A 25,438-nucleotide genomic window follows, 5' to 3' on the forward strand; every position below is an offset into this window, starting at 1 on the left:
GCTTGGCCGACCGGCTGTCCAGTCGGCTCACGCGTTTTCCCCACTTTGACGGTTTAGCAGGGCTTCAAATTTCCAGCAGGAGCCGGGTGGGATCCTCGATGCAGTCCTTGATGCGCACGAGGAACTGCACGGCCTCGCGCCCGTCGATGAGGCGGTGATCGTAGGAGAGCGCCAGGTACATGATGGGCCGGATGACGACCTGGCCGTTGCGGGCCACCGGGCGCTCCACGATGTTGTGCATCCCCAGGATGCCCGTCTGGGGCGGGTTGAGGATGGGGGTGGAGAGCATCGAGCCGAAGGTGCCCCCGTTGGAGATGGTGAAGGTGCCGCCCTGCAGCTCGTTGATGGTGAGCTTGTCGTTGCGCGCGCGGGTGCCGAAGTCGCCGATCTTCTTCTCCATGTCCGCGAGCGACAGGCTGTCGGCATCGCGCAGCACGGGCACCACGAGTCCGCGCGAGCCGCTGACGGCCACGCCGATGTCGTAGTAGCGCTTGAAGATGACGTCCTCGCCGTCGATCTCCGCGTTGACCTGGGGGAAGGTCTTGAGCGCCTCGATGGCCGCGCGCACGAACAGGCTCATGAAGCCGAGCTTCACGCCGTGCTTGGCCTGGAACTTCTCGTTGTACTGCTTGCGCAGGTCCATCACCTCGCCCATGTCCACCTCGTTGAAGGTGGTGAGGATGGCGGCGTTGGACTGGGCCTGCAGCAGACGCTCGGCCACGCGGCGGCGCAGGGGCGTCATCTTCACGCGCTCCTCGCGGTCGGCGCGCGGGCGGGGACCGGAGGGGGCGGGCGGCGCGGCGGGCCGGGGCGCGGGGGCGGGCGCGGAGGGCTCGGCGGGGCGGTTGAGCTGACCCAGCGCGTCCTCCTTGGTGATGCGGCCTCCGGCGCCGGTGCCCTTGAGCTGGCTCACGTCCAGCTTGTTCTCCTCCACGATCTTCCGGGCGGTGGGCGTGATGCGCGCGTCGGCCGAGGCGCTGGACGCGGCGCTGGCGGCCGGAGCCGACTCGGCCGCGGCGGCGGGCTTGGACGCGGGCGCGCTGGCGCCCCCGGCCTCGATGGTGCCCAGCACGTCGCCCACGCGCACCTTGTCGCCCTCCTTGAAGGCGATGGCGGAGATGGCGCCGGCGGCGGGAGCGGGCACGTCGATGGTGACCTTGTCGGTCTCCAGCACGACGATGGGCTCGTCGGCGGCCACCGTCTCGCCCTGCTTCTTGTTCCACTTCCCGACGACGGCTTCAGTGATGGACTCGCCCAGGGGCGGGACTTTCAATTCAACGGCCATTCTTGGTTCCTCGGAGGATGGCTTCCTCCACGATGAGCTGCTGCTCGAGGTTGTGCGTCTGCAGGAATCCGGTCGCGGGACTCGCCGCTTCCGCGCGTCCGATGTAGCCCACCTTCACGGGGGCCTGGCCGCGCGTGGCGATCAGGTCGTGCAGGCGGGGGAAGATGAAGTGCCAGGCGCCCGAGTTGCGCGGCTCCTCCTGGACCCAGTACAGCTCGGCGAGCTGGGGCATCTTGCCCACCAGGGCCGCGAGCTCCTCGAACGGGAAGGGGAAGAGCTGCTCCACGCGCACGATGGCGATGGACTCGTCCTTCTTCTCGTCGCGCGCCTTGACCAGGTCGTAATAGACCTTGCCCGAGCACAGGAGCAGCCGCGTGACGCCCTCGGGCTTCACCTTGTCCAGGATGACCTCCTGGAAGCCCCCGCTGGCCAGCTCCTCCAGCTTGCTCACCGCCTCGGGGCGGCGCAGCAGGCTCTTGGGCGACATGATCACGAGCGGCTTGCGCAGCGGGCGGAGGATCTGCCGGCGCAAGAGGTGGAAGATCTGCGCGGGCGTGGTGGGGTAGACGACCTGGATGTTGTCCTCGGCGCTCAGGCTCAGGAAGCGCTCGAGCCGGGCGCTGGAGTGCTCGGGGCCCTGGCCCTCGTAGCCGTGGGGCAGCAGGAGCGTGAGGCCGCTGAGCCGCCGCCACTTGCTCTCGCCCGCGGCGATGAACTGGTCGATGATGATCTGCGCGCCGTTGGCGAAGTCACCGAACTGCGCCTCCCAGAGCGTGAGGCCGTCCGGCACGTCCAGGCTGTAGCCGTACTCGAAGCCGAGCACGCCCATCTCCGACAGCGGGCTGTTGAGCACGGTGAAGCGCGCCTTGCCGGTGGCGAACTGATCCAGGGGCGAGTACTTGGCGCCCGTCTTCACGTCGTTGAGCACCGCGTGGCGGTGGCTGAACGTGCCGCGCTCGCAGTCCTGGCCGCTCAGGCGCACCGGGTAGCCCTCGGAGACGAGCGTGGCGTAGGCGAGCGTCTCGCCCTCGCCCCACTGGATCTCCTCCGTCTGGAGCATGGTCTGGCGCTTCTTGAGCACCGTGCGCTCCACCACCGGGTGGACATGGAAGCCCTCGGGCGCGTGGGCGAGCTTCTCCAGCGCCTCGCGCAGCTTCTGCTTGTCCACGCCCGTCTTCACCTCGGGCACGCCCGCCTCGGGCCCGCCCTTGTAGGGCTTCCACAGGCCCTCGAGCGCGTTGGGCTCCTTGAACTGGCTCTCCGCGCGGGCGCGGGTGAGCGCCGCGTCGAACTCCTGCATGCACTGCTGCTTGATGCCGTCGGACACCTCCAGGGAGATGCGGCCCTGGTCGGCGAGCTGCCTGGCGTAGAGCGCGCGCACCGGGTGGTGCTTGTGGATGAACTCGTACATCACCGGCTGGGTGAACGACGGGTCATCGCCCTCGTTGTGACCGAAGCGGCGGTAGCAGATGAGGTCCACCACCACGTCGCTCTTGAAGGTCTGGCGGTACTCGGCCACCAGCCGGCCCACGTGCACGCACGCCTCGGGGTCATCCCCGTTCACGTGGAAGACGGGCACGTCGAGCATCTGCGCGAGCGCGGTGGAGTAGATGGAGCTGCGCGAGTCCATGGGGTCCGTGGTGAAGCCCACCTGGTTGTTGATGACCAGGTGCACGGTGCCGCCCGTCTCGTAGCCGCTCAGGCGCGAGAGGTTGAGCGTCTCGGCCACGACGCCCTGGCCGATGAAGGCCGCGTCGCCGTGGATGAGCAGCGGCATCACCTTCCGGCGCTCGCCGTCCCCGCCGCGGTCCTGCTTGGCGCGCACGCGGCCCTCGACCACGGGGTTGACGGCCTCCAGGTGGCTCGGGTTGAACGCGAGCGACAGGTGGATGCTCTGCCCGCCGCGCGTGGTGTGATCCGAGCTGAAGCCCATGTGGTACTTCACGTCGCCGCGGCCCATGTGGTTCTTGGGATCGCGCGGGCCGTCGAACTCGCTGAAGATCTGATCCGGCTTCTTGCCCAGGATGTTGGTGAGCACGTTGAGCCGGCCGCGGTGGGCCATGCCGATGACCACCTCGCGCAGCCCCATGCCGCCGCCCACTTCCAGGAGCGCGTCGATCATGGGCACCAGGGCCTCACCGCCATCGAGCGCGAAGCGCTTGGCGTTGACGTACTTGGTGTGCAGGAAGTTCTCGAAGCCCTCGGCGTAGGACAGCTTGGTGAGGATGTCGCGCTGCTCCTGCACCGGGAAGTCCGTGCGGTTCTCCGTGTACTCCATGCGCTTCATCAGCCAGCGGCGCCGCTCGCTGTCGAGCATCTGCATGAACTCCACGCCGATGGAGCCCGTGTACGTGCGGCGCAGGCGCCCGAGCAGCGTCTTGAGCTGCACGCGCGCCTCGGGAAAGACGCTGAAGCTCTCCACCATCTGCTCGAGCTCGGTGGCGGAGAAGTGCTGGTCGTCCGTCATGCCCACGTCGGCCACGTGCTCCAGGGGCGGGCGCGGACGGTCGAGCGGATCCAGCTTCGCGCGCAGGTGGCCGCGCAGGCGGAAGGCGGAGATGGCCTGATCCACGCGCGCCTGCAGCTTCATGTCCTGCTCGAAGGCGACCGAGGTCGCCGTCTGCGGCGCGGTGGCCACCGCGGCGGCGGACTTGCCCCCCTCCTTGGCGCCGTCCTTGGTCCCCTTGCCCTCGCCCTTGCCTTCCTTCGCGGCGGGCGCGGGCGGATCGATGGGCGTGGGGTTGAAGATGGGACGGCCGGCGCCGTCGGTGCTGCGCTCGAACAACTCGCGCCAGCTGGGGTCCACACTGGAGGCGTCCTCGAGGTAGCGCGCGTAGAGCCCCTCGATGAAGTCGATGTTTCCGCCGGAGAGGTACGAGTCCTGGAAATTCGCCATGGCGTGCTGTCTTTTACTGGAAGGCCGCCCCGTTGGGGGGTTTTCGGCACGTTTTATTGAGAAGTGGGGCCTGGCGCTCTCACGTCGGGGAGGGCCCGAGCAGCAAGGGTCATGCGCGACGTGAGCACAACTTCACCGTGTCCCTGTTCGGGGGCGGGGGCCGGGCGGGGCTACTTCCTGGCGTCCCCGCGCCCCGGGAGTGATAAACCGCCCCGGTCCTCCTCTTCTTAACCAGAAAGGCCTTCGCATGCTGCTGCAGGGCAAGAAGCTCCTCATCACGGGCGTGCTCACCCCTCAGTCCATCGCCTACGGCGTCGCCGAACTCGCGCTGGAGCAGGGCGCGGACATCCTCCTCACGGGCTTTGGCCGGGCGCGCTCGCTCACGGAGCGCAGCGCCAAGCGGCTCAAGGCGGGCACCGAGGTGCTGGAACTGGACGTGGCCAACCCCGCGCACTTCCCCGCGCTCACCGAGGCGCTGCGCCAGCGCTGGGGCCGGGTGGACGGCGTGCTGCACGGCATCGCGTTCGCGCCCGAGGACGCCCTGGGCGGCAACTTCCTCAACACCCCGTGGGAGAGCGTGCAGACGGCGTTTCGCGTCTCGACCTTCTCCCTCAAGGAGCTGGCCGTGGCGGCCCTGCCCCTGATGACCCAGGGCGGCTCCATCGTCACGCTGGACTTCGACAACCGCGTCGCCTGGCCCATCTACGACTGGATGGGGGTGTGCAAGGCGGGCCTGGAGGCCACGGTGCGCTATCTGGCGCGCGACCTCGGGCCTAAAGGTATCCGGGTCAACGCTGTGGCCGCCGGGCCGCTGTCCACGGTGGCGGCCAAGGGCATTCCTGGTTTCAAATCCCTGGAAAGGGGCTGGGGTCGTCAGGCTCCGCTGGGGTGGGATGCTCGCAACAGCCATGAGGCGGTGGCACGCACGGCCTGTGCGCTGCTCTCGGACTGGCTCCCGTCCACGACGGGAGAGCTGGTGCACGTGGACGGCGGCTATCATGCGATCGGGGCCCCGCCGGTGGACACGAGCCAAGACGAGAAGGAGGAGAGCGGCCAGCCACCCCCGACGCCCTCGGCTGGTTGAGTGCTGTACGGTGGGAGGAGCATGCTCCTCCCCCGGGAGTCGTGTTTCGGCCCCCCCCCCGTCTTTCGCTGGGGGGCGAGGTCACGTTAGAGTCTTCACCGTTTCCTTCAACCGGGACCCGAACTTCGCGGCCCGGGCGGAGTACTGGGTTTGAGCGCCAACATCCTTCTCGTGGATGACAGCCCGACTGTGCGCAACATCCTCAAGATCTACCTCATGAACCTGAAGATGGGGTTCGTCGAGGCCGAGGACGCGTCACGGGCGTTGCAGCTGCTCCGGCTGGTGCCGGTCAAGCTGGTCATCGCGGACATCAATATGCCTGGCATGGACGGCATCACCTTCGTCAAGCAGGTGCGTACGAGCCCGATCCTGGCCTCGGTGCGCGACGTTCCCGTCATCTTGCTCACGGGTGAGCGGGGTGGGGACCTGCGACAGCGGGGCGTCGAGGCCGGAGCCAATTCCTTCATCAACAAGCCGGTTTCCCACAATGATCTGACGGAAACCGTGCGTAAACTCCTCGCCCAGAACTGAGCGCCGAGCCGTGAGCCTCCCGTCCCTGCTCCTTGTCGACGACAGCGATGCCATCCTTGCGCTCGAGCGCGCCATCCTCTCCGGCCACTACGCCCTGAACACGGCGAGCAATGGTCGCGAGGCGCTCGAGAAGATTGGCAAAGTCCAACCCGCCGCGATGTTGTTGGACCTGTCCATGCCGGAGATGGATGGGGACGAGGTGCTCAAGCGGGTGAAGGCGGATCCCGCCACCGCCCACATCCCCGTCATCATCATCTCCTCGGAGGCCAGTCGCGCCGAGGCCTGCTTGTCGCTCGGGGCGGAGCTCTTCCTGTCCAAGCCCTTCCGGGCCGATGAGCTCCTGAGCGCGGTGGAGAACGCGCTGCAGAACGCGCGGCGCCGGGCACGGGCGGGGTCCATGGCGCTCCTGCGCTTGGGCGTGGGGGGCCTGGAGTTCGCCATTCCCCTGGAGGGCGTGCGGCAGGTCATCCTCCAGCCGGCCACGCGCTCGCTGCCCATGGGGCCGGGCTACATCTCCGAGTTCTTCGAACTCAAGGGCCAGCCGGTGTGCGTGCTGGACCTGGCGCGTCGCCTGGACGTGAACCACAGCGAGCCCGTGGAGGAGCGCAAGCTCGTCATCCTGGAGATCGACGGGGTGCAGTTGGCGCTCAGCGTGGACGCGGTGCAGGACCCCGAGGAATACCCGGCCGCGGACATCGAGCCGCGCGAGCGCGTGGGCGGCACGGGCCATGGTCACCTGCGCGACGCGCTGGTGGGCATGCTCAGAGCGAGCGGGCGACCGGTCCCCATCTTCGACCCCAGGGCCTTCGCCACGCAGGAATTGTTGCATGAGGCGGCGGCGTTGCTGCGTCCGGACCAACGGGAGCGCAGCGCATGAGTTCGCAGGTGGAGTCTCTACAGGTGCTCGCCCGGGCGCGAGAGGTCGTCGCGTCGTGCACGGGATTCCGGGACACGGCCATCTCGCCCACGGCGGTGGATCGCGTCGTGCGCGCGGAGCTGGCGCGGGGCCGCTCGCCCTCGGAGCTGATGGCGGAGCTGCAGAGGCCCAACGGTCCCCTGGCACGCGCGCTCCTGGACGCGGTGCTGGTGGGCGAGACGTACTTCTTCCGCCACCCCGAGCAGTTCCGCTTCCTCGCCGCCGAGGCCGTGCCCTCCGCGCTGCGCCGGGGCTCGCTGCACGTGCGTGGCTGGAGCGCCGGGTGCGCCTCCGGTGAGGAGACCTATTCCATCGCCGCGTGCCTGCTCAACACGGTGACCCCGGGGGTCACGGTGGAGGTGCTCGGCACGGACCTGCACGAGGGCCGGCTGGAGTACGCGCGCCGCGGCACCTACGGCAACTGGTCGCGCCGCGAGGCCGGGCCGCTGCTCTACCCGCTCTACCAGGAAATCGCCGACAGCCGGGTGAGCGTCAACGACTCGGTGCGCGCCGTCACGCGCTTCGCCCAGGGCAACCTGCTCGAGCCGCTGGCCGGGGTGTACGGGCAGTTCGACGTCATCTTCTGCCGCAACGTGCTCACGTACTTCTCGCCCGAGGCGGTCCAGACCGCGCTCGGCCATCTGGCGCGGGCGCTCGTGCCCGGCGGTCACATCCTGCTGGGCACCGTGGAGGTGGACCATCCGCCCGAGGGTCTGGTGCGCGTGGGTCCGCCCGAGCTGCAGGCCTTCCGCCGGCCGCTGCCCAACTCCGCGCCGCCGCCCCGGCCCACGCCGCCGCCCGAAGTGGCCCGCGTGCCCGTGCGTCCGGCGCCTCCCCCCGAGCCCGTGCGGCCGCCCGTGTCCGCGGTGAGCCTGCACACCGATGCGCTGCAGCGCATCGAGGGGGGCGACGAGAAGGGGGCCGCCCTCACGCTGGAGCAGCTCCTGGAGCGCTTCCGGGACTATCTGCCGGGCATGCTGGAGCTCGCCCTGCTGCGCGAGCGCGCGGGGTCGCGCGAGGCGGCCTTCGCCCTCATGCACGCGGTGCGTGACAGCGCCGCCAAGCTGCCTCCGGACCAGATCATCGAGGGACCGGAGCCCCTGCCGGCCCGCTTCTACCGCGCGTCCGCTGACGCCTTCCTCACGTTGGGATCGATCGAATGACAGCCACCACCCGAGGCCCCGAGGAGGTTCAGGATCAGGAAGTCCGCGCCCTCTTGGACGAGCGCGCGACACGACTGCGTGGACGCTCCGACACCACCGCCGATGAGACCGTGCTCATGGTGGCCGAGTTCCCACTGGGCGAGGAGCGCTACGCGATTCCGCTCGCCTCCTTGCGCGCGGCGCTGCCCCTGCGCCTGGTGACCGCGGTGCCCTTGTCCCTGCCGCACGTCATCGGCGTGCTGCGCTACCAGGGGCAGGTTCTGGCGGCGCTCAGCCTCGCGGCGCTCCTGGGCGGCCACGGCTGGCGGCAGGATCCCGCCGTGCTGCTCGTGGTGGACCGCGGCGACGGCGAGCTGTGCGCCCTGGACTGCGAGGCCATTCCCCGCCCGCTGAGCATCTCCGCCGCCGCGGTGGAGGCCTCCCGGACGCACGCGGAGGGCTCGGTGATCGAAGTGCTCGTCCCGGGGTCGCGACAATTGATTCACCTCATCGATCTGCCGCGCCTCTTCGCGGGCGCCACCGGGGTACGTAATGTCGGTTGACCCCATGCTGCAGAGCCTCGTGGCGGGTTTCTCGTCCGAGGCGCAGGAAGTCTGTCAGAAGGTCACCCTGGACCTGCTGGAGCTGGAGCGCGAGGGGCTCGACTCCGAGGCCCTCGGCAAGGTCTACACGCGTCTGGCGCGCCACCTGCACACCCTCAAGGGCAGCGCGGCGAGCCTCGGCCTGCAGGACCTGAGCTCCATCGCGCACAAGCTGGAGGATGCCCTCGCGCCGCTGCGCAAGGACATCAAGCCCATGTCCCGCCCCATGGTGGACATGCTGCTGCACGGGCTGGATCTCTTCCTGCTCCGGGCCCAGGCGCACGCGGATGGCCGTGGAGACGCGCTGCCGGATCCCGCGGTGGCCCTGGCCCAGCTCGTGGCCGATGCCCCTCCGCCCGAGGAGGCGGCGGCCATGGGTGGCGAGTCCGCGATGGTCGCCCCGGCGCCCGCGGCGGCCCCCTCGGTGGCCAGCTCCGTGGCCTCCGCCAGCTTCGTGCAGGACGAGGACGCGGACGCCGGCTGGCGTGTGGCGTCCCACCAGGTGACGGCGCTCATGCGCGAGGTGGAGCGCCTGCGCGAGTTCCGCATGCGCCTGGAGGATCGTCTGCGCGACATCTCCAAGTCGGTGGAGCTGCTCACGGCGCGCGAGCTGCTGGCGCCCACGGCCCGCGCCCGCGCCATGCTGTCGGCGGTGACCGCCGGCGTGCGCTCGGACGGCCACGAGGCGTCGGACATCGTGGACAGCCTGGAGGAGGGCCTCAAGTCCATCACCACGCGTCCGGTGCGCACCATCCTCGAGCCCCTGCAGCGCATGGTGCGTGACCTGTCGCGCCAGCTCGGCAAGGCCTCGCGCCTGTCGGTGGTGGGCGCCGAGGTGTCGCTGGATCGCCGCCTGCTCGAGAAGCTGCGCGGCGCCATGGTGCACCTGCTGCGCAACGCCGTGGACCACGGCATCGAGATGCCCGACGAGCGCGAGCGCGCGGGCAAGCACCACGAGGGCGCGCTGACCCTGCGCGTGGAGCAGCAGGGCAACATCCTCTTCCTGGAGCTGAGCGACGACGGCCGCGGCGTGGATGCCGCCCAGGTGCGCGCCTCCGCGGAGCGCAAGGGCCTCATCACGACGGAGGAGGGCGCGCGCATGCACGAGACGCAGATTCGCGACCTCATCTTCCGCCCGGGCTTCAGCACGCGCACGGACGTGACGGACACGTCGGGCCGCGGCGTGGGCCTGGACGCGGTGCGCGCCGCCGTGGAGTCCATGCAGGGCCGCATCGAGGTGGTGAGCACCAAGGGCAGCGGCACGCGCTTCATCATCACCATCCCCATGGAGCTGGGCAGCTCGCCGGTGCTCACGGTGCGCGCCATCGACGTCAACGTGGGCCTGCCCATGCTGGCCGTGGAGTCCACGCAGCTCGCCACCCAGGAGAACCTGCGCATCGGCCGCACCAAGACGCAGCTGGACTACAACGGCCAGCTCGTCCCGGTGTCGGACCTGGCCGCCCGCCTGGGCCTGCGCGCCTCGGCGCCCCCGTCCGAGGGCCAGCCGCTCATCATCGTGCAGAGCGGGGGCAAGCGCATGGCGCTCGCGGTGGACTCGGTCGTGGGTGACCGCGACCTCGTCATCCGCCCCCTGCCCGCCGAGGTGCGCGACGTGCCCTCCTACCAGGGCGCCGCCATCCTCAGCCGGGGCGAGCTCCTGCTCATCCTGCGTCCGGGCTGGGTGGTGACGGACGCGACCCCACAGACGGTGGCCATGCCGCAGAGCCGCCGCGCCCTCGTGGTGGACGACTCGCTCACCGCCCGCGCCCTGCACCGTGCCATGCTGGAGGCCGGTGGCTTCACGGTGCACCTGGCGGCCAGCGGCGCCCGCGCCCTGGAGCGCCTGCAGACGGAAGAGTACGACGTGATCATCTGCGACCTGGAAATGGAGGAGATGAACGGCACCGAGGTCATCGCGAAGCTGCGCGCGCAGCCCGATACCCGGCATCTTCCCGTCATCCTCGTGTCGGCCAATGACAGCGCGAGCGCCCGCTCCCGCGGCCTGGCCGCCGGCGCGGACGGCTATCTCAGCAAGCGCGAGTGCGCCGCGGGCCGTCTGCTCTCCGAGGTGCTCGACGTGATGAGCCGCAGGGGGGCCCACGCATGAACGAGTTGAAACCCCGCATCCGTGTCCTGGTGGTGGACGACTCGCCCACCATGGCCGAGGCGGTCAAGACGCTGCTCACGGACGATCCGCGCATCGAGGTGGTGGGCTCGGCCAACACGGGCGCCCGGGCGGTGGTGCTCGCGCGCCTGATGCGCCCGGACGTCATCACCATGGACCTGCTGATGCCGGACGTGGACGGCCCGGCCGCCATCGCCGCCATCATGGCCGAGGCGCCCGCGCGCATCCTCGTGGTGAGCGCCGTGGCGGATCAGCGCAACCTGGAGGTGTGCTTCCAGGCCATGAGCGCCGGTGCCCTGGAGCTCATCGGCAAGCCGAACGTCGCCAGCGGCGAGGAGTTGCGCCGCTGGGGCCGTCAGCTCGTCGAGTCCGTCTGTCTCATGGCCGAGGTGCCCGTCATCTCCCGGCGCCTGCGCGTCTCGGGCCCGCCGCCCCCGGTCTCCGGAGCGCGGGTGGACATCCTCGGGCTGGCCGCCTCCACGGGCGGTCCGCCCGCCCTGTCCGAGGTGCTCTCCCGGCTGCCCACGGACCTGCCCGTGCCCATCGTCATCGCCCAGCACATCACCGAGGGCTTCACCCCCGGCATGGTGCGCTGGCTCTCCCAGGTGACCCAGCTCAAGGTGGTCATCGGCAAGGAGGGCGAGCGCCTGGAGCCCGGCAAGGTCTACTTCCCCCTGGACGGTCACGACCTGACCATCGAGGGCACGGGCGTCATCCGGCTCACCCGGACGCGCGGTGGGCCGTGCCCCTCGTGCGACCTCCTCCTGTCCTCGCTGGCCCGCACCTACGGCAGCCGGGCGGGCGGTGGCGTGCTCACCGGCATGGGTGAGGACGGGGCCCGGGGTCTGCTGGAGATCCGCAAGGCCGGGGGCGTGACGTTCGCCCAGGACGAGGCGACGAGCGTCGTTTTCGGCATGCCCCGGGTCGCCCTTGAAATGAAGGCGGCGGATCGAGGCGTTCCCCTGTCCGCCATCCCCGACATCATCCGCATGAGCTGCCGCCGTGGTCCCATGCCCCTGCGCCCGTCGGGCCCCGAGGGCGTCGCTTGATTCTCCTTCCTCTCCGGTCCCTTTCGCCGTTCCCGTCTTTCCCCGCTGAGGAGCTTTCGTGAGCCCCCACGCACCTACGAACCAATCGACCGTTGGTATCGGTCCCAAGTTCACCTTCGTCACGGCGGCCGTCAGTGTCGCCATCGCCGTCCTCTTGTCCGGAGTGGCCACCCAACGGCTGCGCACGGGCCTCCTGTCGAGCACCGTGAGCGAGGGCAAGGCCATCGCCCACGGCTTCACGCGCGCCGCGGACCACGTCTCGACCGATGCCGGCTCGATGCAGTCCCTGGTGGACAGCTACCGCGGCATGGAGGGGCTGGCGTACGTGTACGTGCGTGACAGCTCCGCCAAGGTCATCGCCCACTCGCTGGCGGGGGATGTGCCCGTGGAGCTCACGGACATCAACGCCGCGTCCGCCGAGAGCTTCACCACGCCGGGGGAGATCAAGGCCGTCCCCGAGGCGGACGTCTTCCTCGATGGCAGCCGGGTGTCCGTGGCCGACGTGGCCGCGCCGCTGTCTGGTGGCCGCGTGCTGCACGTGGGCATCAAGCACGAGAACGTGAACCGGCAGGTGGGCGAGCTGGGCTTCACCCTCGCCATGCTGAGCATGCTCATCGTGCTCGGGGGCGTGGCCGCCTCCTACGTGCTCAGCCGATCCATCGTCGGACCGCTGCGCGAGCTGACCGACGTGGCCGCGCACATCGTCGACTCGGGGGACCTCACCCGTCCCATCCAGGTGTCCGCCGCCGGCGAGGTGGGCCAGCTCGCCCACTCCTTCTCGCAGATGGTGGAGCGCCTGCGCTCGGTGGTGCAGAACCTCCAGCAGGCCTCCGAGGCCCTCAACGCCTCCACCGAGCAGCTCAACGCCTCGTCCGCCGAGCAGTCCCAGACGGTGGCCCGTCAGGCTTCGGCGCTCCAGGAGACGCAGGTCACCGCCCAGGAGATCCGCCAGACGAGCTTGCTCGCCTCGCAGAAGGCCGACGCGGTGCTCTCCGTGGCCGAGCGCGCCGACGAGCTGAGCCGCACCGGCGAGGAGTCCCTGGAGCAGACGCTCGCGGGCCTCAACGACATCCGCACCCAGGTGCAGGAGATCGCCCAGAAGATCCTCGAGCTGGGCGAGCGCACGGTGCAGATCGGCAGCATCACCCAGACGGTGAAGGACCTGGCCGACCAGTCCAACATGCTCGCGCTCAACGCCGCCATCGAGGCGGTGCGCTCGGGTGAGAACGGCAAGGGCTTCGGGGTGGTGGCGCGCGAAATCCGCGCCCTGGCCGACCAGTCCATCGAGTCCACGGACCGCGTGCGCGAGCTGCTGGACGATATCGGCAACTCGGTGTCCATCGCCGTGCGCTCCACGGAGAAGGGCCAGCAGCGCATGGAGGCGGGCCTCGAGCAGGTGCGCACCTACGGCAAGAACCTGCGCGAGTTGTCCACCATCAACCAGGACAACGCGGCCGCCGTGCGGCAGATCGCCGCCGCCGTGGGCCAGCAGAACGTGGGCATCAACCAGATCACCACCGCGGTGAGTGATTTGTCCAAGATGATGGACGAGACGGTGGCGCGCATCGGCGCCACCGGCGAGGCCGCCACCACGCTGCAGATCATCTCGGATCAGCTCAGCAGCGCGGTGAAGGCCTACCGCGTGCAGTAGCCGCGACGACACGCTCCGGACGCACGAAGGGCCAGGGGAGGGGAAACCCTCCACCTGGCCCTTGGCGTTTTCAGCGGGTGGGCCCGGAGCCGGGAGGGCTCAGGCCTGGGCCTCGGCGGGCGCCGTGGCGGTGGCGTGGAGCTTGAGGCCCTCGCCCTCCACGTCGAAGCGGGCGGTGCCGCCGTCCTTGAGCTCTCCGAAGAGCAGCGCCTCGGCGAGCGCCTTCTTGAGGCTGTTGTCCACGAGCCGGGCCATGGGCCGGGCGCCGAAGGCCGGGTCGTACCCGTTGGTGGCGAGCCAGGCGCGCGCCGCGGGCGTCAGCTCCAGCTTCACGCGCTTCTCCTCCAGCATCTTCTGGAGCAGGCCCACTTCCTTGTCCACCACCTTGAGGATGATGTCCGCGGGCAGCCCGGAGAAGAGCACCCAGCCGTCCAGCCGGTTGCGGAACTCGGGCGTGAAGGTGTTCTCGATGGCCTTCTTGGCGCGCAGCGCGTCCACGCTCACGGTCATGTCACCGAAGCCGATGGACTTGGTGCTCATCTCCCGCGCGCCCGCGTTGGTGGTGAGGATGAGGATGATGTTGCGGAAGTCCGCCTTGCGGCCGTTGTTGTCCGTCAACGTCGCGTGATCCATCACCTGCAGGAGGATGTTGAAGAGGTCCGGGTGGGCCTTTTCAATCTCGTCCAGCACCAGCACCGCGTAGGGGTGCTTGCGCACGGCGTCGGTGAGCAGACCGCCCTGGTCGAAGCCCACGTAGCCCGGAGGCGCGCCGATGAGCCGGCTCACCGTATGCTTCTCCGAGTACTCGCTCATGTCGAAGCGCAGGAACTCCACGCCGAGCACCTGGGCGAGCTGCTTGGCCAGCTCCGTCTTGCCCACGCCCGTGGGGCCGGAGAAGAGGAAGCTGCCGATGGGCTTTTCCGGAGCGCGCAGGCCGCTGCGCGACAGCTTGATGGCGTCCGTCACGGACTTGATGGCCGGGTCCTGGCCGAAAATCACCTGCCGCAGCTCGGCCTCCAGGTTCTTGAGCTGCACGCCCTCGCTGGCGGTGACGCTCTTGGCCGGGATCTTCGCCATCTTGGAGATGACGTTCTCCACGTCGGTGACCGTGACGAGGCCCGTGCGCTGGCCCTCGGGCTTGAGCCGCTCGGCCGCGCCCGTCTCGTCCATCACGTCGATGGCCTTGTCCGGCAGGAAGCGGTCATTGATGTGCTTGGCGCTCAGCTCCGCCGCGGCGCGCAGGGCCTCGGAGGCGTACTTCACGCCGTGGTGGTCCTCGTAGCGGCTCTTGAGGCCCTCGAGGATGAGCAGCGTGTCCTCCACGGAGGGCTCGCCCACCTCGATCTTCTGGAAGCGCCGCGACAGGGCCCGGTCCCGCTCGAAGGACGCCTTGAACTCCTGGTACGTCGTGGAGCCGATGCAGCGCAGCTTGCCGCTGGCGAGCGCCGGCTTGAGCAGGTTGCTCGCGTCCATGGAGCCGCCGCTCGTGGCCCCCGCGCCGACGATGGTGTGGATCTCGTCGATGAAGAGGATGGCGTCCGGGTGCTCCTTGAGCGCCTTGAGCACGCCCTTGAGCCGCTCCTCGAACTGGCCGCGGAACTTGGTGCCGGCCAGCAGCGCGCCCATGTCGAGCGAGTACACCGTGGCGCCCTTGAGCACCTCGGGCACCTTGCCCTCGTGGATGTGCAGGGCCAGGCCCTCGGCGATGGCCGTCTTGCCCACGCCCGTCTCGCCCACGTACAGGGGGTTGTTCTTGCGGCGCCGGCAGAGCACCTGGATGGTGCGCTCGAGCTCCTTCTGCCGGCCGATGAGCGGATCGATGCGGCCTTGCCTGGCTTCCTCGTTGAGGTTGGTCGTGTACTCCTCGAGCGGGCTCTTGCGCGCGCCGCCCTCGCCCTCCTCGTCCTCGCCCGCGGGCACGCCCTTGGTCTCCCCTCCCTCGTCCGCGGCGTCCTTGGTGATGCCGTGGGAGATGTAGTTGAGCAGATCCAGGCGGGTGATGCCCTCTTGCTGCAGCAAGTAGAGGGCGTGGCTCTCCCGCTCGCGGAAGAGCGCCACGAGCACGTCGCCGCCATCGAGCGACTTCTGCTCGGCGGACACGGCGTGGATGGCGGCGTGTTGCAGCACGCGCTCCACCCCGATGGTCTGCTGGGGCTCGGCGTCCACGTCCTCGGGCAGGCGCTCGACGGTCTCCTCGAGGAAGGACTCCAGGTTTTCCTGCAGGCGCTGGATTTGAGCGCCGCAGCCGATGAGCACCTTGCGGGTGTGCGGCTCCCGCGTGAGCGCGAGCAGCAAGTGCTCGAGCGTCAGGTACTCGTGACGCATCCGGCGCGCCTCTTCGAGCGCGTTGCGGAAGCTGTCCTGCAATGTCTTGTCGATCGACGGTCCTGCCACGGTCTCAACCTTCCTCTGGTTCCATCGAGAGGCGCAGCGGGAAGCCATTCTCCCGCGCCGCCGCCTCCACGATCCGTACCTTCGTTTCAGCGACCTCGTGCGTGTAGACGCCCGCGACCCCGAGGCCGTTGTAATGAATGTGCAGCATGATCCGCACGGCATCCGAATCGGATTTGTGGAAGACCTCCTTGAGCACGGCCACCACGAACTCGCGCGTCGTGTAGTTGTCGTTGTGCAGCAGCACCTTGTAGAGCGTGGGCCGTTTGAGCTTCTTCTGCGGCACCGTCTCCGTGACGACGTTGGAATCCGGATCGAACTTCTCTCGAGCCATGCGCTTCCTCTAATGAGCGGGAGGGCGCCAGGGGCCTCCCACTCGCGAACCTGACCTGGCCGCTCGGACCGCGGGCGGGCGTCCGGAACGGCCTCGCCGGAGCGCTCCGGGAGGTCGGCTCCCGGCCAGGGGTCAGCCTATAACGGCCCGCCCGCGTGCTCGCCAACCCTCGCGAGCGCCCACGGTCACGTGCCTAACGGCCCCGGGTGAGCTCCGCGGCCAGGAAGGCGCCCACCTCCACCACGCCGGCCTGTCCGCGCTGCCGGCCCTCGGGGGACTCCATCACCCGGCGCGCCGCGTCGCTGGCGGTGCCCGCCTCCAGGTCCGCGAGCACCAGGAACGCGCTCCACCCGGGGCTCACGTCCACCACCCGCCCGGGCCGCTGGGGCCGGTCCTTGAGCGTGGTGGCGACCTTCTCGAGCAGGCCCTCGTCGTCGAGCCGCTTCGTCTTGCCCTTCATGGCGGTCCACGCCGCGTCCAGCAGCGCGGGCAGCAGCGTGCCCCGGAGCGCGAGCGACAGCCGCTGGGCGGCCTCCTCCTCGTCGAGGTTGTGGGCGCGGGAATAGGTGGGCACGAGCTTGGCCACCACGACGGAGCGGGTGGCCAGGTGAGCCAGGCGGGGCGGGTAGGGCATGCGCCTCCTTCTAACAGCGCCCGGCTACCAACGGACGAGCAGGCGGTAGCCCTGGGGCGAGCGGTCATCCACGTGGACGATGGGCTGGACCTGGGCGCGCTCGAGCACCACCTCCAGCGCGCCCGCCGTGAACTCCGGGCGATGGTGCAGGTCGGTGAGGCACACCCGCCGCTCCCGGTCATTGAGCACCAGCAGCTGCACCTGGATGTCGGCCCGGCCGAGCATCGCCAGGTAGCGGGGCAGCCGCTCCATCACCCGTGCCGGGCCAATCATGGGCAGGGGCACCGCGGCCACCCGGCCCACCAGCGTGCGCCCGAAGCCCTCGCACATCTTGCGGCCGAGCAGCCGTTGGGCGTCCGCCTCGTTCAAGTCCCCGAAGGCGAGCATCCGCGCCTGGATGAGGCAGCGCTTCCAGACCCCCAGGGGGTAGTCCAGCTCCGGGCACCGGAGGTCGTACCCCTCGGAGGCCAGGGCCCGCGTCAGCGCGCCGTGCGGTTCCAGCCCCCGGATGAACAGCCCCTCGAACACGCTCGAGGGGATGCGCGGAGACGCGACCGGGCTGACGGTTCCCATTCGCAGGCTTGGGCTCTCCATGGGGGGCTCTCCCGGCTGTGGGTCTGGTGTCCGAGTCAAGCTTAGCACGCTTGCTCGGTCTACCGATGAAAACCCGTAAAATTCCCTTCCACCCGCTCCAGGTGAGACTCGGTTGCCTCGGGGGGGCCAAGGGCTTAGAGGAGGGGAAACGGAGAACTCAACACATGTCGGTGAACATCCAGCTCGAGTGGACGCCCAACCCCAGCACCCTGAAGTACGTGGTGGATCGGCGGCTCGTGTCGTCCGGGGCGGTGAGCATCACGAACCTCGAGGCGGCGCAGGAGAAGTCGCCCCTGGCGCTCAAGCTCATGGGCATCATGGGCGTGGTGGCGGTGATGGTGGGCAGCAACTTCGTCACCGTCACCAAGGGAGACGCGGGCGAGTGGGACGAGCTGAATGACGCGGTGATGGCGACGCTCGACGAGCACCTGGGGGCCAACCTGCCCGCGGTGAACGAGGAGGCGCTCGCGGCGGCGCGCACCCAGTCGGCGGCGGCGGGTGGCTCGGTGGAGTCGCGCATCCAGGAGATTTTGGACGCGGAGATCCGCCCGGCGGTGGCCCAGGACGGTGGCGACATCACCCTGGACCGCTTCGAGGAGGGCATCGTCTACCTGCACATGAAGGGCTCCTGCGCGGGCTGCCCCTCGTCCACGGCGACCTTGAAGATGGGCATCGAGACGCGGCTGCGCGAGCTCGTGCCCGAGGTCTCCGAGGTGGTGTCCGTCTGAGGCGGCAAGTCAAAGGCGCCCAGGTCAAGCGCGAGCTGCTGCCGGACCAGTCCCGGGAGCTCCTGCGCGAGCTGCACCTGCTCACGCGCGAGGGCAACCTCAACGCGGACACGCTGCGCAAGCTCAAGCAGGTCAACCACCTGGTGGGGCTGCTGCGGCCCGCCCTGGAGGACGTCCAGGGTCGGCACGCCTCGCCGGTGGTGGTGGACGCGGGCAGCGGCAACGCCTACCTGGGCTTCATCCTCTACGAGCTGTTCTTCAAGGACGCCGAGGGCGGCGGGGTGCTCAACGTCGAGGGTCGGCCGGAGCTGACCCAGCGGGCGAAGGAGCGCGCGGGGCGGCTGGGCTTCGGGCGGATGGAGTTCCAGACGGCGAACCTGGAAGGCGCCGTGTGGCCCGAGCGCATCCACGTGCTCACCGCGCTGCACGCCTGTGACACCGCGACGGACGACGCGCTGGCGGTGGCCATCCAGAAGGGCGCGGACCACGTGGCCGTGGTGCCGTGCTGTCAGGCGGAGGTGGCCACGCTGCTCAAGGAGAGCCGCGCCGGGGTGGATGACACGTTGTCCCTGCTCTACCAGCACCCCTGGCACCGCCGGGAGTTCGGCAGCCACCTGACCAACGTGCTGCGCGCGCTGACGCTGGAGGCCTTCGGCTACCAGGTGACGGTGACGGAGCTGACGGGCTGGGAGCACTCGCTCAAGAACGAGCTCATCCTCGGCCGGCGCGTGCACCGCGACAACCGGCGTGCGCGCGTGAAGCTGGAGGCGCTGCTGGCCACCTACGGGGTGCGGCCCAAGCTGGCGCGGCTGCTCGGCGTGGAGCCCGCGGGCCGCGCCGCTCCGGCCCCGGACACGGAAGCCCCGGACGTCACCCGAACGCCTCCCGCTTGATGCGCTTGTCGTCCACGCCGAGCGTGTGGAGGTGGCCGAGCACCGTCTCCATGAAGCGCGGCGTGGCGGGGGTGCGCGTCTCCAGCGCCTTCTTCCGGTCCCACGCGGCGATGGCCGGGCCACACACGTAGACGAGGCAGGTGGCGCGGTCCGGGACGAGCTCCTCGAGCAGGGCCTCGCTCACCCGGCCCTTGCGCACGCTGGGGCCGTAGCGCGCCTCGTCCGTCTCGCGGGTGAGGGTGTGCAGGATGCGCAGCCGCTCGGGATGGGCGCGCTCGAGCGCCTCCAGCTCCTCGCGAAAGAGCGTGTCCTCCCACGTCTTGTTGCTGCACAAGAGCGTGTGGCGCGGGGTGAGGCCCCGGTGCAGCGCGTCCTTGATGAGGCCGAAGTTGGGCACGGCGCCCGAGCCGGCGATGAGGTGGACGATGTGGTCCGTGCGCTCCTGCACGTCGTCCGGCAGCACGTAGTGCCCCATGAAGCCGAGCACCTTGAGGCGCGTGCCGGCGAGCGGGGCATTCACCAGGTAGGGCGAGAGCAGGGGCGGGTACTGGGTGAGGCCGGGCAGGTACTCCTCGTCCTTCACGGTGATGCAGACGTGGGGCTCGTGGGGCGCGGAGGCGAGCGAGTAGGAGCGCGCCAGCTCCTTGCGGCCCTTGTGCTCCTGGAGCCAGGCGGCCGTGCGGCCCAGGGCGCGGAACTGGTGGGGGTCCACGTTGATGAACTGGCCGGCGCGGTAGGAGGGCCGCTCGGGGCCGAAGTCCAGCGCCAGGGTGACGGTGTCGGCCGTCTCCCGCCGCACGTGGGCCACGGTGACCTCGTATTCGAGCGGACGGCCGCGGGGGGTGCTCACCACTGCGCTCACGGACTCCTCCTGCCAGCCCGGCGAGCGCGCTTCCGGAAGAGGAAGGCATTGCGGCCGGGCGCCGGGCGCGGACAATGCCCGTTCAGATGGCGAACGTCCAACAGAGGGAGCACGTCTTCGTGGCCACGCTGCCCGGCCTGGAGCCGGCGCTGGTGATGGAGGCGGAGGCGCGGGGTTTGTCCCCCCAACGGGTGGAGGGCGGCGTGGAGCTGGTGGGGCCCTCCGGCCTGCACCAGGAGGCCAACCTCCACCTGCGCACGGCGAGCCGGGTGTGGCTGCGCGTGGGGCGCTTCACCGCGCCGGACGCGGGGGCCCTGACCAAGGGCCTGGCGGCGCTGCCGCTCGGCGCGGTGGGGGAGGGACGCGGGGCCCCGCGGCTGGCCGTGTCGCTGCACGGCGCTCGCCTGCCCGGCCCGGACGCGGTGCTGGCGGCGGCGGCGCGGGCCTGGGGCGTGCCCGCGGTGGAGCGCGCGGGCGCCCTGGACGAGGAGGCCGCGGGCGAGGGCCTCACGCTGCTCGTGCGCGTGGAGGGCACCCAGTGCACGGTGAGCGCGGAGACCAGCGGCGAGGCCCTGCACCGGCGGGGCTATCGGCAGGAGGTGAGCCGGGCGCCGCTGCGCGAGACGCTCGCCGCGGGCATCCTCCTGTTGGCCGGCTACGACGGCGCGGCCCCGCTGGTGGACCCCATGTGCGGCTCGGGCACCTTCCTCATCGAGGGGGCGTGGATGGCTCAGCGGCGCGCGCCGGGGCTCGCGCGGGCCTTCGCCTTCGAGCGCTTCCCCGGTTTCGTCGCGGCCGAGTGGGAGGCCCGGCGCGCCCGGGCCCAGGCGGAGGTCCTGTCCGCGCCGCCGGAGGGGCCCCGCGGGTACGACCTCAACGCGGGCTCGCTGGGCACGGCGCGGCGCAACGCGCGGCGGGCGGGGGTGACGCTCACCCTGGAGCGCCAGGACGCGCGGACGCTCCAGGCGCCCCCGGGCGCGCCGGGCTGGGTGGTGGCCAATCCGCCGTATGGCAAGCGGGTGGGGGAGGGGGAGGACCTGCCGGGGCTCTACCGGGCCCTGGGCCGCACGCTGCGCGAGTCCTTCGCGGGCTGGCACGCGGCGCTGCTCGTGCCGGACGAGCCCGCGCTCGTGCGGGCGTTGGAGCTGCCGGGAGCGCGGAGCCTGCCCCTGCGCAATGGCGGCCTGCGCTGCCGCCTGCTCTTGCGCGCGCCGCCGTGAGCCTCGGACGTCAGTCCCGCGCGCGGGTCATGGGCAGGTAGCCCAGGGGCCGCGCCTCGGTGTGCAGCGGCAGGCGCAGCTCGAAGCGCGCGCCGCCGCCGGGCCTCGGGCGCACGGACACCGTGCCGCCATGGGCCATCACCACCCGCCGCACCACGGCCAGCCCCAGGCCCGTGCCCGTGGCGCGCGTGGTGAAGAAGGGCTCGAAGACGCGGTGCATGTCCTCCGGGGAGATGCCGGGCCCCTCGTCCTCCACGGACAGCAGGATGCCCTCGGGCACGGAGCTCACCCCCACCTTCACGCCGCTCTCGGGCGGGCAGGCCTGCACGGCGTTGCGCAGCAGGTTCTCCAGCGCGAGCTGCAGCAGGAACTCGTCCCCCTGGAGCGTGGGCAGGTTCGGGGCCTCGTCCATGCTCACCCGCAGCGTGCCCAATTGCCGGCGCTGGCCGAGGATCTCCAGCGTGCGCCGGGCCAGCTCGCCCGGGTGCAGCGGCCGGGGGCGGGGCTCCAGGGGCCGCACCACGTCCAGCAGGTCCTTCACCATCGCGTCCAGCCGCGTGGCCTCCTCCTCCAACATCTCCAGGGCGCTGCGGCCCACGGGCCCCAGCCGCTCGCGCTTGACCACCGCCACCGCGTTGAGGATGGCGCCCAGGGGGTTGCGCACCTCGTGGGCCACCACGCCCGCGGCCTCGCCCAGCACCGCCAGCCGCTCCTGCGCCACCAGCTCCGACTGCAGCCGCGACAGCTCCGCGAGCCGCTCGGCCGCCCGGCGGTGGTGGCGCACGTTCTCCAGCGCGCCGCCCACCTGCCGCGCGAACAGCTCCAGCGTGGCCGCGCTCGTGGGCGTGAGGGACTCGCCCTGCACGGAGAGGATGCCGTGCGGCTGGCCTTCCACGAAGATGGGGGCGTCCAGGACACGCACGGCCGGGGGCCGCTCCTCCGCCAGGCCCCGCCGCACGGGGTGCCCGAGCAGGCGCGGGAAGTCGGTGTGGAAGGCCGCCTTGCGCCGGCTCCAGACCTCCTCCACGTGGGGCAGGGACGTGCGCGGCACGCGGATGTCCCTGAGCGGCTGGCCGAAGCGCCGCTCACACGCCGTCACCACGCCGTGGGGCTGGCGCAGCGGCCCGTACTGGAACCCGTCGTCGTCCAGGAGCAGCGTCATCACGGAGAAGCCGTGCCGGTGGATGGCCTCCACGGCCGTCTCCAGCACGCGCGGCTCGTCCCGGCAGTGCACGAGCTCCGCGGCGGCCGCCACGAGCGACTCGGTGAGCCGGCGCGTGCTCTCCTCGCCCTCGGCGTCCAGGAGCATGAGCACGGTGTCCTCCTCGCGCAGGCCCTCGCCCCGGCACATCCGGAAGGTGCGCTCGGCGCCGCCGGCCACCCGCAGGTGGACCCACAACGAGTCCGGGGGGCCTCCCGCGCCCAGGGCCCGTCCGGAAAGCGCGGGCTCCAACCAGGCGAGCTGCGCGGGCGAGAAGCGCGCCAGCAGCATCAACACGGGGGTGGCGAGCGCGTCCTCCAGGCTCACGCCCAGCAGCGACAACAGCGCCGCGTTGGCGTGGTGGATGCGCTCGCCCCGCACCACCAGCACCGGCACCGGAAGCCCATTGAACGGCTGGTACTCGGACAACGTCCTTCTCCTTACTGGCTGGACGAGGGCGGTGCCGCGGCGCGATGGGCGCGCAGGTACTCGTCGAGAAACGCGCGCTCCTCGGTCCTCAGGTCCGCCAGCCCCAGGCCATAGCCGCGCGGCTGCTTACCGTCGTCCAGCGTGTACTCCCAGATGACCGAGCTGCGCAGTTTGAGCTGGCGCGCGGGCTGATCGAAATTCAACACCAGGTCCACCCGCGTCCCCAGCCGCAGGGGCCGGTGCGTGGGCAGGAACAGGCCCCCGGACTGCAAGTTGATGATGCGGTGGTCGGTGAAGATGCCCGTGTTGCGCCCGCTCACGCGCACCTCCACCTGCAGCCGCTCGTTGCGCGTCTGCAGGCCCACGAACTCCTCGGCCGAGTAGGTGTAGGCGGGCGTCTGGGCGGCGGCGGCGCGAAACGGCGGCGGCGTGGCCACGCGCATGGCCGGCGCCGCGCGCAGCGTGTTGGGCGCGGGGGGCCGCTGGCCCTCGGCCTCGCGCATGCGGCGCGCGAGCAGCTCGAAGATGTCCGAGTTGGCCTGACGCAGCTCCGCCGGCGTATCGGCGCTCAGGTGCTCGGGCGAGAAGCGCCGGGCGGCGCGGAAGAAGGCGCCGCGCAGCTCCTCCAGCGGCGCGTCCGGCTTCACGCCGAAGAGCTGCCAGGCGGTGAGCGGCTGCATCTGCCTGAGCTGCTGGCGCAACCGCTCCGTCTGCGCGCGCGCGTTCTCGGGCGGGTGGACCGCGGCGGCGGCGCTCAGCAGATCCCGCACCTCGCTGAACTGGGTGATGGGCTCCCAGTGCTCGCCATCCCGGGACGCCCGGGTGACCGCCTTGAGCCGCCCCGAGCTGATGAGCGCGCGCAAGGACTGCAGCGTCAGGGGCCCGAGCACTCGACCAATGGAATCTCCAATCCAGTAGTTCGACATGGACGCTCCTCGAGTGGGGGGCAAGGGGGTGGGGGTGCTCAATGCGCGAGGGCCTGGCGGACCGCCTGGGCGATCTCCAGCGGATGGAAGGGCTTGCCCACGAAGCCCACGGCTCCGGCGGACAGGGCCTGCTCCACGACGGGCTCCACATCCATGCTGCTGATGATGAGCACGCGCGTGTCGGGCGCGGTGGTGCGCAAGGACTCCAGCACCTCCAGCCCACTGCAGTGGGGCATGAACAGGTCGAGCAGGATGAGCGCCGGATGCTCGCGCTCGGCGACCTCCAGGCCCTCGCGTCCATCCCGCGCCTCGAGCATGCGCACCTCGAGCCCGCTCTGGCGGATGGCGTCCTTGAGGAGGTCGCGCACGAAGCGATCGTCATCGACCACCAACAGCGTCGGGGGGCTCATGGGGCGTCATGATAGGTCGCGTGATCCAGGAATGCCCATGCCTCCCGACAAGAGAATGCGATTCCTCCATGAGGCCGTGTGACGTTGAACGCGCGGTATGCCCATGAGGACGAAGTGGGCTAATCAGTCGTCATGACCACAGAGCACGCCCTGGCCCACTTCGAGGCGCAGCGGAACAGCTATCTCGAAGATTTGAAGCAACTCATCCGCATTCCCAGTGTGTCTTTCGACGGTTTCGATCCCGCGCACGTGGCCGAGAGCGCCCGCGCGACCGCCACGCTGTTGAAGTCGCGTGGCTTCGAAAACGTGCGGCTGCTCGAGCTGCCCGGCGCCCATCCCTACGTCTACGGCGAGCGATTGAAGGCCCCTGGCAAACCCACGCTGCTGCTGTACGCCCACCATGACGTACAGCCGGCCGGCAACGAGGCCGCGTGGAAGAGTCCGCCCTTCGAGCCCCAGGAGCGCGAGGGTCGGCTGTATGGCCGCGGCTCGGCGGACGACAAGGCGGGCATCGTGGTGCACACCTCCGCGGTGGACGCGTGGCTCCAGGGCGGCGGCGAATTGCCGCTCAACGTGAAGGTGCTCATCGAGGGCGAGGAGGAGGTGGGCAGCGGCCACCTCACCGAGTTCCTGCGGCTGCACAAGGACCTGCTCCAGGCCGATGCCATCGTGCTCACGGACACGACCAACTTCGACACCGGCCTGCCGTCCATCACCACCGCGCTGCGCGGCCTGGTGACGGTGGACGTGGAGGTGCGCGCGCTCAAGCAGGCCCTGCACTCGGGCATGTGGGGCGGGCCGGTGCCGGATCCCGTGATGGCGCTGTGCCGGATGCTGGCGAGCCTGAGCCACCCGGACGGCAGCATCGCCATCGAGGGCCTCTACGACAAGGTGCGCCCGCTCACCGACGCCGAGCGCCAGAGCATCCAGTCCCTGCCCGCGGACGCCGAGTCCTTCAAGCAGCAGGCGGGCCTGGTGCCCGGCGCCGAACTGTTGGGCGGACGTCACCCGTGGGAGACCAACTGGCGCCAGCCCGCGCTGGCCATCAACGCCATCGAGGCGAGCAGCCGCCGCGACGCGCGCAACATCATCTGCGACGCGGCGTGGGCCCGGGTGGGCATCCGCGTGGTCCCGGACCTGGACGGCGCGGACGTGCTCCAGCGCCTCACCCGGCACCTGGAGGCGCGCGTGCCGTGGGGCCTGGAGCTGCGCCTCAAGGCGGATCCGCCCTCGAGCCCCTGGTTCACCGACACCTCCCACCCGGCGTTCCAGGCGGCCTTCCGCGCGCTCAAGAAGGGCTATGGCACGGACCCGGTGGCCATCGGCTGCGGCGCGTCCATTCCCTTCGTGGAGCCCTTCGCCCGGGAGCTCGGCGGCGTGCCCGCGCTGCTCATCGGCGTGGAGGATCCGTACACCAACGCGCACTCGGAGAACGAGAGCCTGCACCTGGGGGATTGGGACAAGGCGGTGCGCAGCGCCATCCACCTCTATGAGGAGCTGGCCCTGGCCCTGAAGTAGCCCTCCGGAATCGGTCG

The 25,438-nt window shown here is 70.6% G+C and carries 22 protein-coding genes; 12 read left to right on the top strand and 10 right to left on the bottom strand.

The genetic code is table 11. The features are described 5' to 3' along the window. Window positions 1–64: 64 nt before the first annotated feature. Both odhB and I3V78_RS09655 read right to left on the bottom strand, forming a co-directional pair. Window positions 65–1,285 carry a 2-oxoglutarate dehydrogenase complex dihydrolipoyllysine-residue succinyltransferase gene (gene odhB / locus I3V78_RS09650; RefSeq protein ID WP_204486296.1) on the bottom strand — a complete coding sequence of 407 codons (1,221 nt, stop codon included), beginning with the start codon at window positions 1,283–1,285 and terminating at the stop codon, window positions 65–67. Continuing rightward, window positions 1,275–4,181 (bottom strand): 2-oxoglutarate dehydrogenase E1 component, encoded by a 2,907-nt coding sequence (locus I3V78_RS09655; RefSeq protein ID WP_204486298.1) that lies wholly within the window; start codon window positions 4,179–4,181, stop codon window positions 1,275–1,277. The genes odhB and I3V78_RS09655 overlap by 11 nt, the downstream gene beginning before the upstream one ends. Window positions 4,182–4,428: 247 nt before the next feature. Between I3V78_RS09655 and fabI the strand changes: the two genes are divergently transcribed. From fabI to I3V78_RS09695, 8 genes are all read left to right on the top strand, one after another. Then, window positions 4,429–5,265 carry an enoyl-ACP reductase FabI gene (gene fabI / locus I3V78_RS09660; RefSeq protein ID WP_204486300.1) on the top strand — a complete coding sequence of 279 codons (837 nt, stop codon included), beginning with the start codon at window positions 4,429–4,431 and terminating at the stop codon, window positions 5,263–5,265. A gap of 150 nt (window positions 5,266–5,415) precedes the next feature. Then, window positions 5,416–5,796 carry a response regulator gene (locus I3V78_RS09665; protein ID WP_204486302.1) on the top strand — a complete coding sequence of 127 codons (381 nt, stop codon included), beginning with the start codon at window positions 5,416–5,418 and terminating at the stop codon, window positions 5,794–5,796. A 10-nt stretch (window positions 5,797–5,806) separates the two neighbouring features. Further along, window positions 5,807–6,673 (top strand): response regulator, encoded by an 867-nt coding sequence (locus I3V78_RS09670; protein ID WP_204486304.1) that lies wholly within the window; start codon window positions 5,807–5,809, stop codon window positions 6,671–6,673. Beyond that, complete coding sequence (locus I3V78_RS09675; RefSeq protein WP_204486306.1) at window positions 6,670–7,875, top strand: CheR family methyltransferase; 1,206 nt, start codon at window positions 6,670–6,672, stop codon at window positions 7,873–7,875. The genes I3V78_RS09670 and I3V78_RS09675 overlap by 4 nt, the downstream gene beginning before the upstream one ends. Beyond that, entirely contained in the window at window positions 7,872–8,417 is a 546-nt protein-coding gene (locus I3V78_RS09680; protein ID WP_204486308.1) for a chemotaxis protein CheW, read from the top strand. Before I3V78_RS09675 ends, I3V78_RS09680 begins: the two co-directional genes overlap by 4 nt. After that, window positions 8,407–10,563 carry a hybrid sensor histidine kinase/response regulator gene (locus I3V78_RS09685; RefSeq protein WP_204486310.1) on the top strand — a complete coding sequence of 719 codons (2,157 nt, stop codon included), beginning with the start codon at window positions 8,407–8,409 and terminating at the stop codon, window positions 10,561–10,563. Before I3V78_RS09680 ends, I3V78_RS09685 begins: the two co-directional genes overlap by 11 nt. After that, the gene (locus I3V78_RS09690) at window positions 10,560–11,630 is read left to right on the top strand and encodes a chemotaxis protein CheB (protein WP_204486312.1); all 1,071 of its coding nucleotides are present in this window, start codon (window positions 10,560–10,562) and stop codon (window positions 11,628–11,630) included. The genes I3V78_RS09685 and I3V78_RS09690 overlap by 4 nt, the downstream gene beginning before the upstream one ends. A 58-nt stretch (window positions 11,631–11,688) precedes the next feature. Beyond that, complete coding sequence (locus tag I3V78_RS09695; RefSeq protein ID WP_204486314.1) at window positions 11,689–13,281, top strand: methyl-accepting chemotaxis protein; 1,593 nt, start codon at window positions 11,689–11,691, stop codon at window positions 13,279–13,281. A 99-nt stretch (window positions 13,282–13,380) separates the two neighbouring features. Here I3V78_RS09695 and clpA read toward each other — a convergent pair whose 3' ends face one another. The 4 genes from clpA to I3V78_RS09715 all read right to left on the bottom strand — a co-directional run bounded on the left by clpA (window position 13,381) and on the right by I3V78_RS09715 (window position 17,213). Further along, on the bottom strand, window positions 13,381–15,675 hold the full coding sequence (gene clpA, locus I3V78_RS09700) for an ATP-dependent Clp protease ATP-binding subunit ClpA (protein ID WP_204486316.1): 2,295 nt from the start codon (window positions 15,673–15,675) through the stop codon (window positions 13,381–13,383). A 4-nt stretch (window positions 15,676–15,679) separates the two neighbouring features. After that, window positions 15,680–16,006, bottom strand: coding sequence for an ATP-dependent Clp protease adaptor ClpS (locus I3V78_RS09705; RefSeq protein ID WP_204486319.1), 327 nt, complete (start codon window positions 16,004–16,006; stop codon window positions 15,680–15,682). A gap of 193 nt (window positions 16,007–16,199) precedes the next feature. Continuing rightward, a complete protein-coding gene (locus I3V78_RS09710; protein ID WP_204486321.1) occupies window positions 16,200–16,640 on the bottom strand; it encodes a hypothetical protein in 441 nt (146 codons plus the stop codon). 24 nt (window positions 16,641–16,664) lie between these two features. Then, window positions 16,665–17,213, bottom strand: coding sequence for a DUF2378 family protein (locus I3V78_RS09715; protein ID WP_239576368.1), 549 nt, complete (start codon window positions 17,211–17,213; stop codon window positions 16,665–16,667). A 185-nt stretch (window positions 17,214–17,398) separates the two neighbouring features. Here I3V78_RS09715 and I3V78_RS09720 point away from each other — a divergent pair, with 185 nt between their 5' ends. Together I3V78_RS09720 and I3V78_RS09725 are read left to right on the top strand one after the other, a co-directional pair. Continuing rightward, window positions 17,399–17,962, top strand: a complete 564-nt coding sequence (locus I3V78_RS09720) for a NifU family protein (protein WP_204486326.1) — start codon at window positions 17,399–17,401, stop codon at window positions 17,960–17,962. After that, window positions 17,959–18,855, top strand: a complete 897-nt coding sequence (locus I3V78_RS09725) for a class I SAM-dependent methyltransferase (RefSeq protein WP_204496567.1) — start codon at window positions 17,959–17,961, stop codon at window positions 18,853–18,855. Before I3V78_RS09720 ends, I3V78_RS09725 begins: the two co-directional genes overlap by 4 nt. Here I3V78_RS09725 and I3V78_RS09730 read toward each other — a convergent pair. Beyond that, entirely contained in the window at window positions 18,833–19,705 is an 873-nt protein-coding gene (locus tag I3V78_RS09730) for a ferredoxin reductase domain-containing protein (RefSeq protein ID WP_338023514.1), read from the bottom strand. The two genes, I3V78_RS09725 and I3V78_RS09730, sit on opposite strands and share 23 nt — an antisense overlap. 98 nt (window positions 19,706–19,803) lie before the next feature. Here I3V78_RS09730 and I3V78_RS09735 point away from each other — a divergent pair, with 98 nt between their 5' ends. Further along, window positions 19,804–20,937: a THUMP domain-containing class I SAM-dependent RNA methyltransferase gene (locus tag I3V78_RS09735; RefSeq protein ID WP_239576369.1), complete on the top strand. Its 1,134-nt coding sequence runs from the start codon at window positions 19,804–19,806 to the stop codon at window positions 20,935–20,937. Window positions 20,938–20,947: 10 nt separating this feature from the next. Here I3V78_RS09735 and I3V78_RS09740 read toward each other — a convergent pair whose 3' ends face one another. From I3V78_RS09740 to I3V78_RS09750, 3 genes are read right to left on the bottom strand one after another with little or no spacing between them, the layout of a single operon-like run. Continuing rightward, a complete protein-coding gene (locus I3V78_RS09740) occupies window positions 20,948–22,567 on the bottom strand; it encodes a sensor histidine kinase (protein WP_204486332.1) in 1,620 nt (539 codons plus the stop codon). Between the two features lie 11 nt (window positions 22,568–22,578). Next, the gene (locus I3V78_RS09745) at window positions 22,579–23,493 is read right to left on the bottom strand and encodes a PilZ domain-containing protein (protein WP_204486339.1); all 915 of its coding nucleotides are present in this window, start codon (window positions 23,491–23,493) and stop codon (window positions 22,579–22,581) included. 38 nt (window positions 23,494–23,531) lie between these two features. After that, complete coding sequence (locus I3V78_RS09750) at window positions 23,532–23,903, bottom strand: response regulator (protein ID WP_204486342.1); 372 nt, start codon at window positions 23,901–23,903, stop codon at window positions 23,532–23,534. A gap of 132 nt (window positions 23,904–24,035) precedes the next feature. Between I3V78_RS09750 and I3V78_RS09755 the strand changes: the two genes are divergently transcribed. After that, entirely contained in the window at window positions 24,036–25,421 is a 1,386-nt protein-coding gene (locus I3V78_RS09755; RefSeq protein ID WP_204486344.1) for a M20/M25/M40 family metallo-hydrolase, read from the top strand. Window positions 25,422–25,438: the final 17 nt, after the last annotated feature.

This window comes from Archangium primigenium (assembly GCF_016904885.1).
GTDB lineage: Bacteria > Myxococcota > Myxococcia > Myxococcales > Myxococcaceae > Cystobacter > Cystobacter primigenius.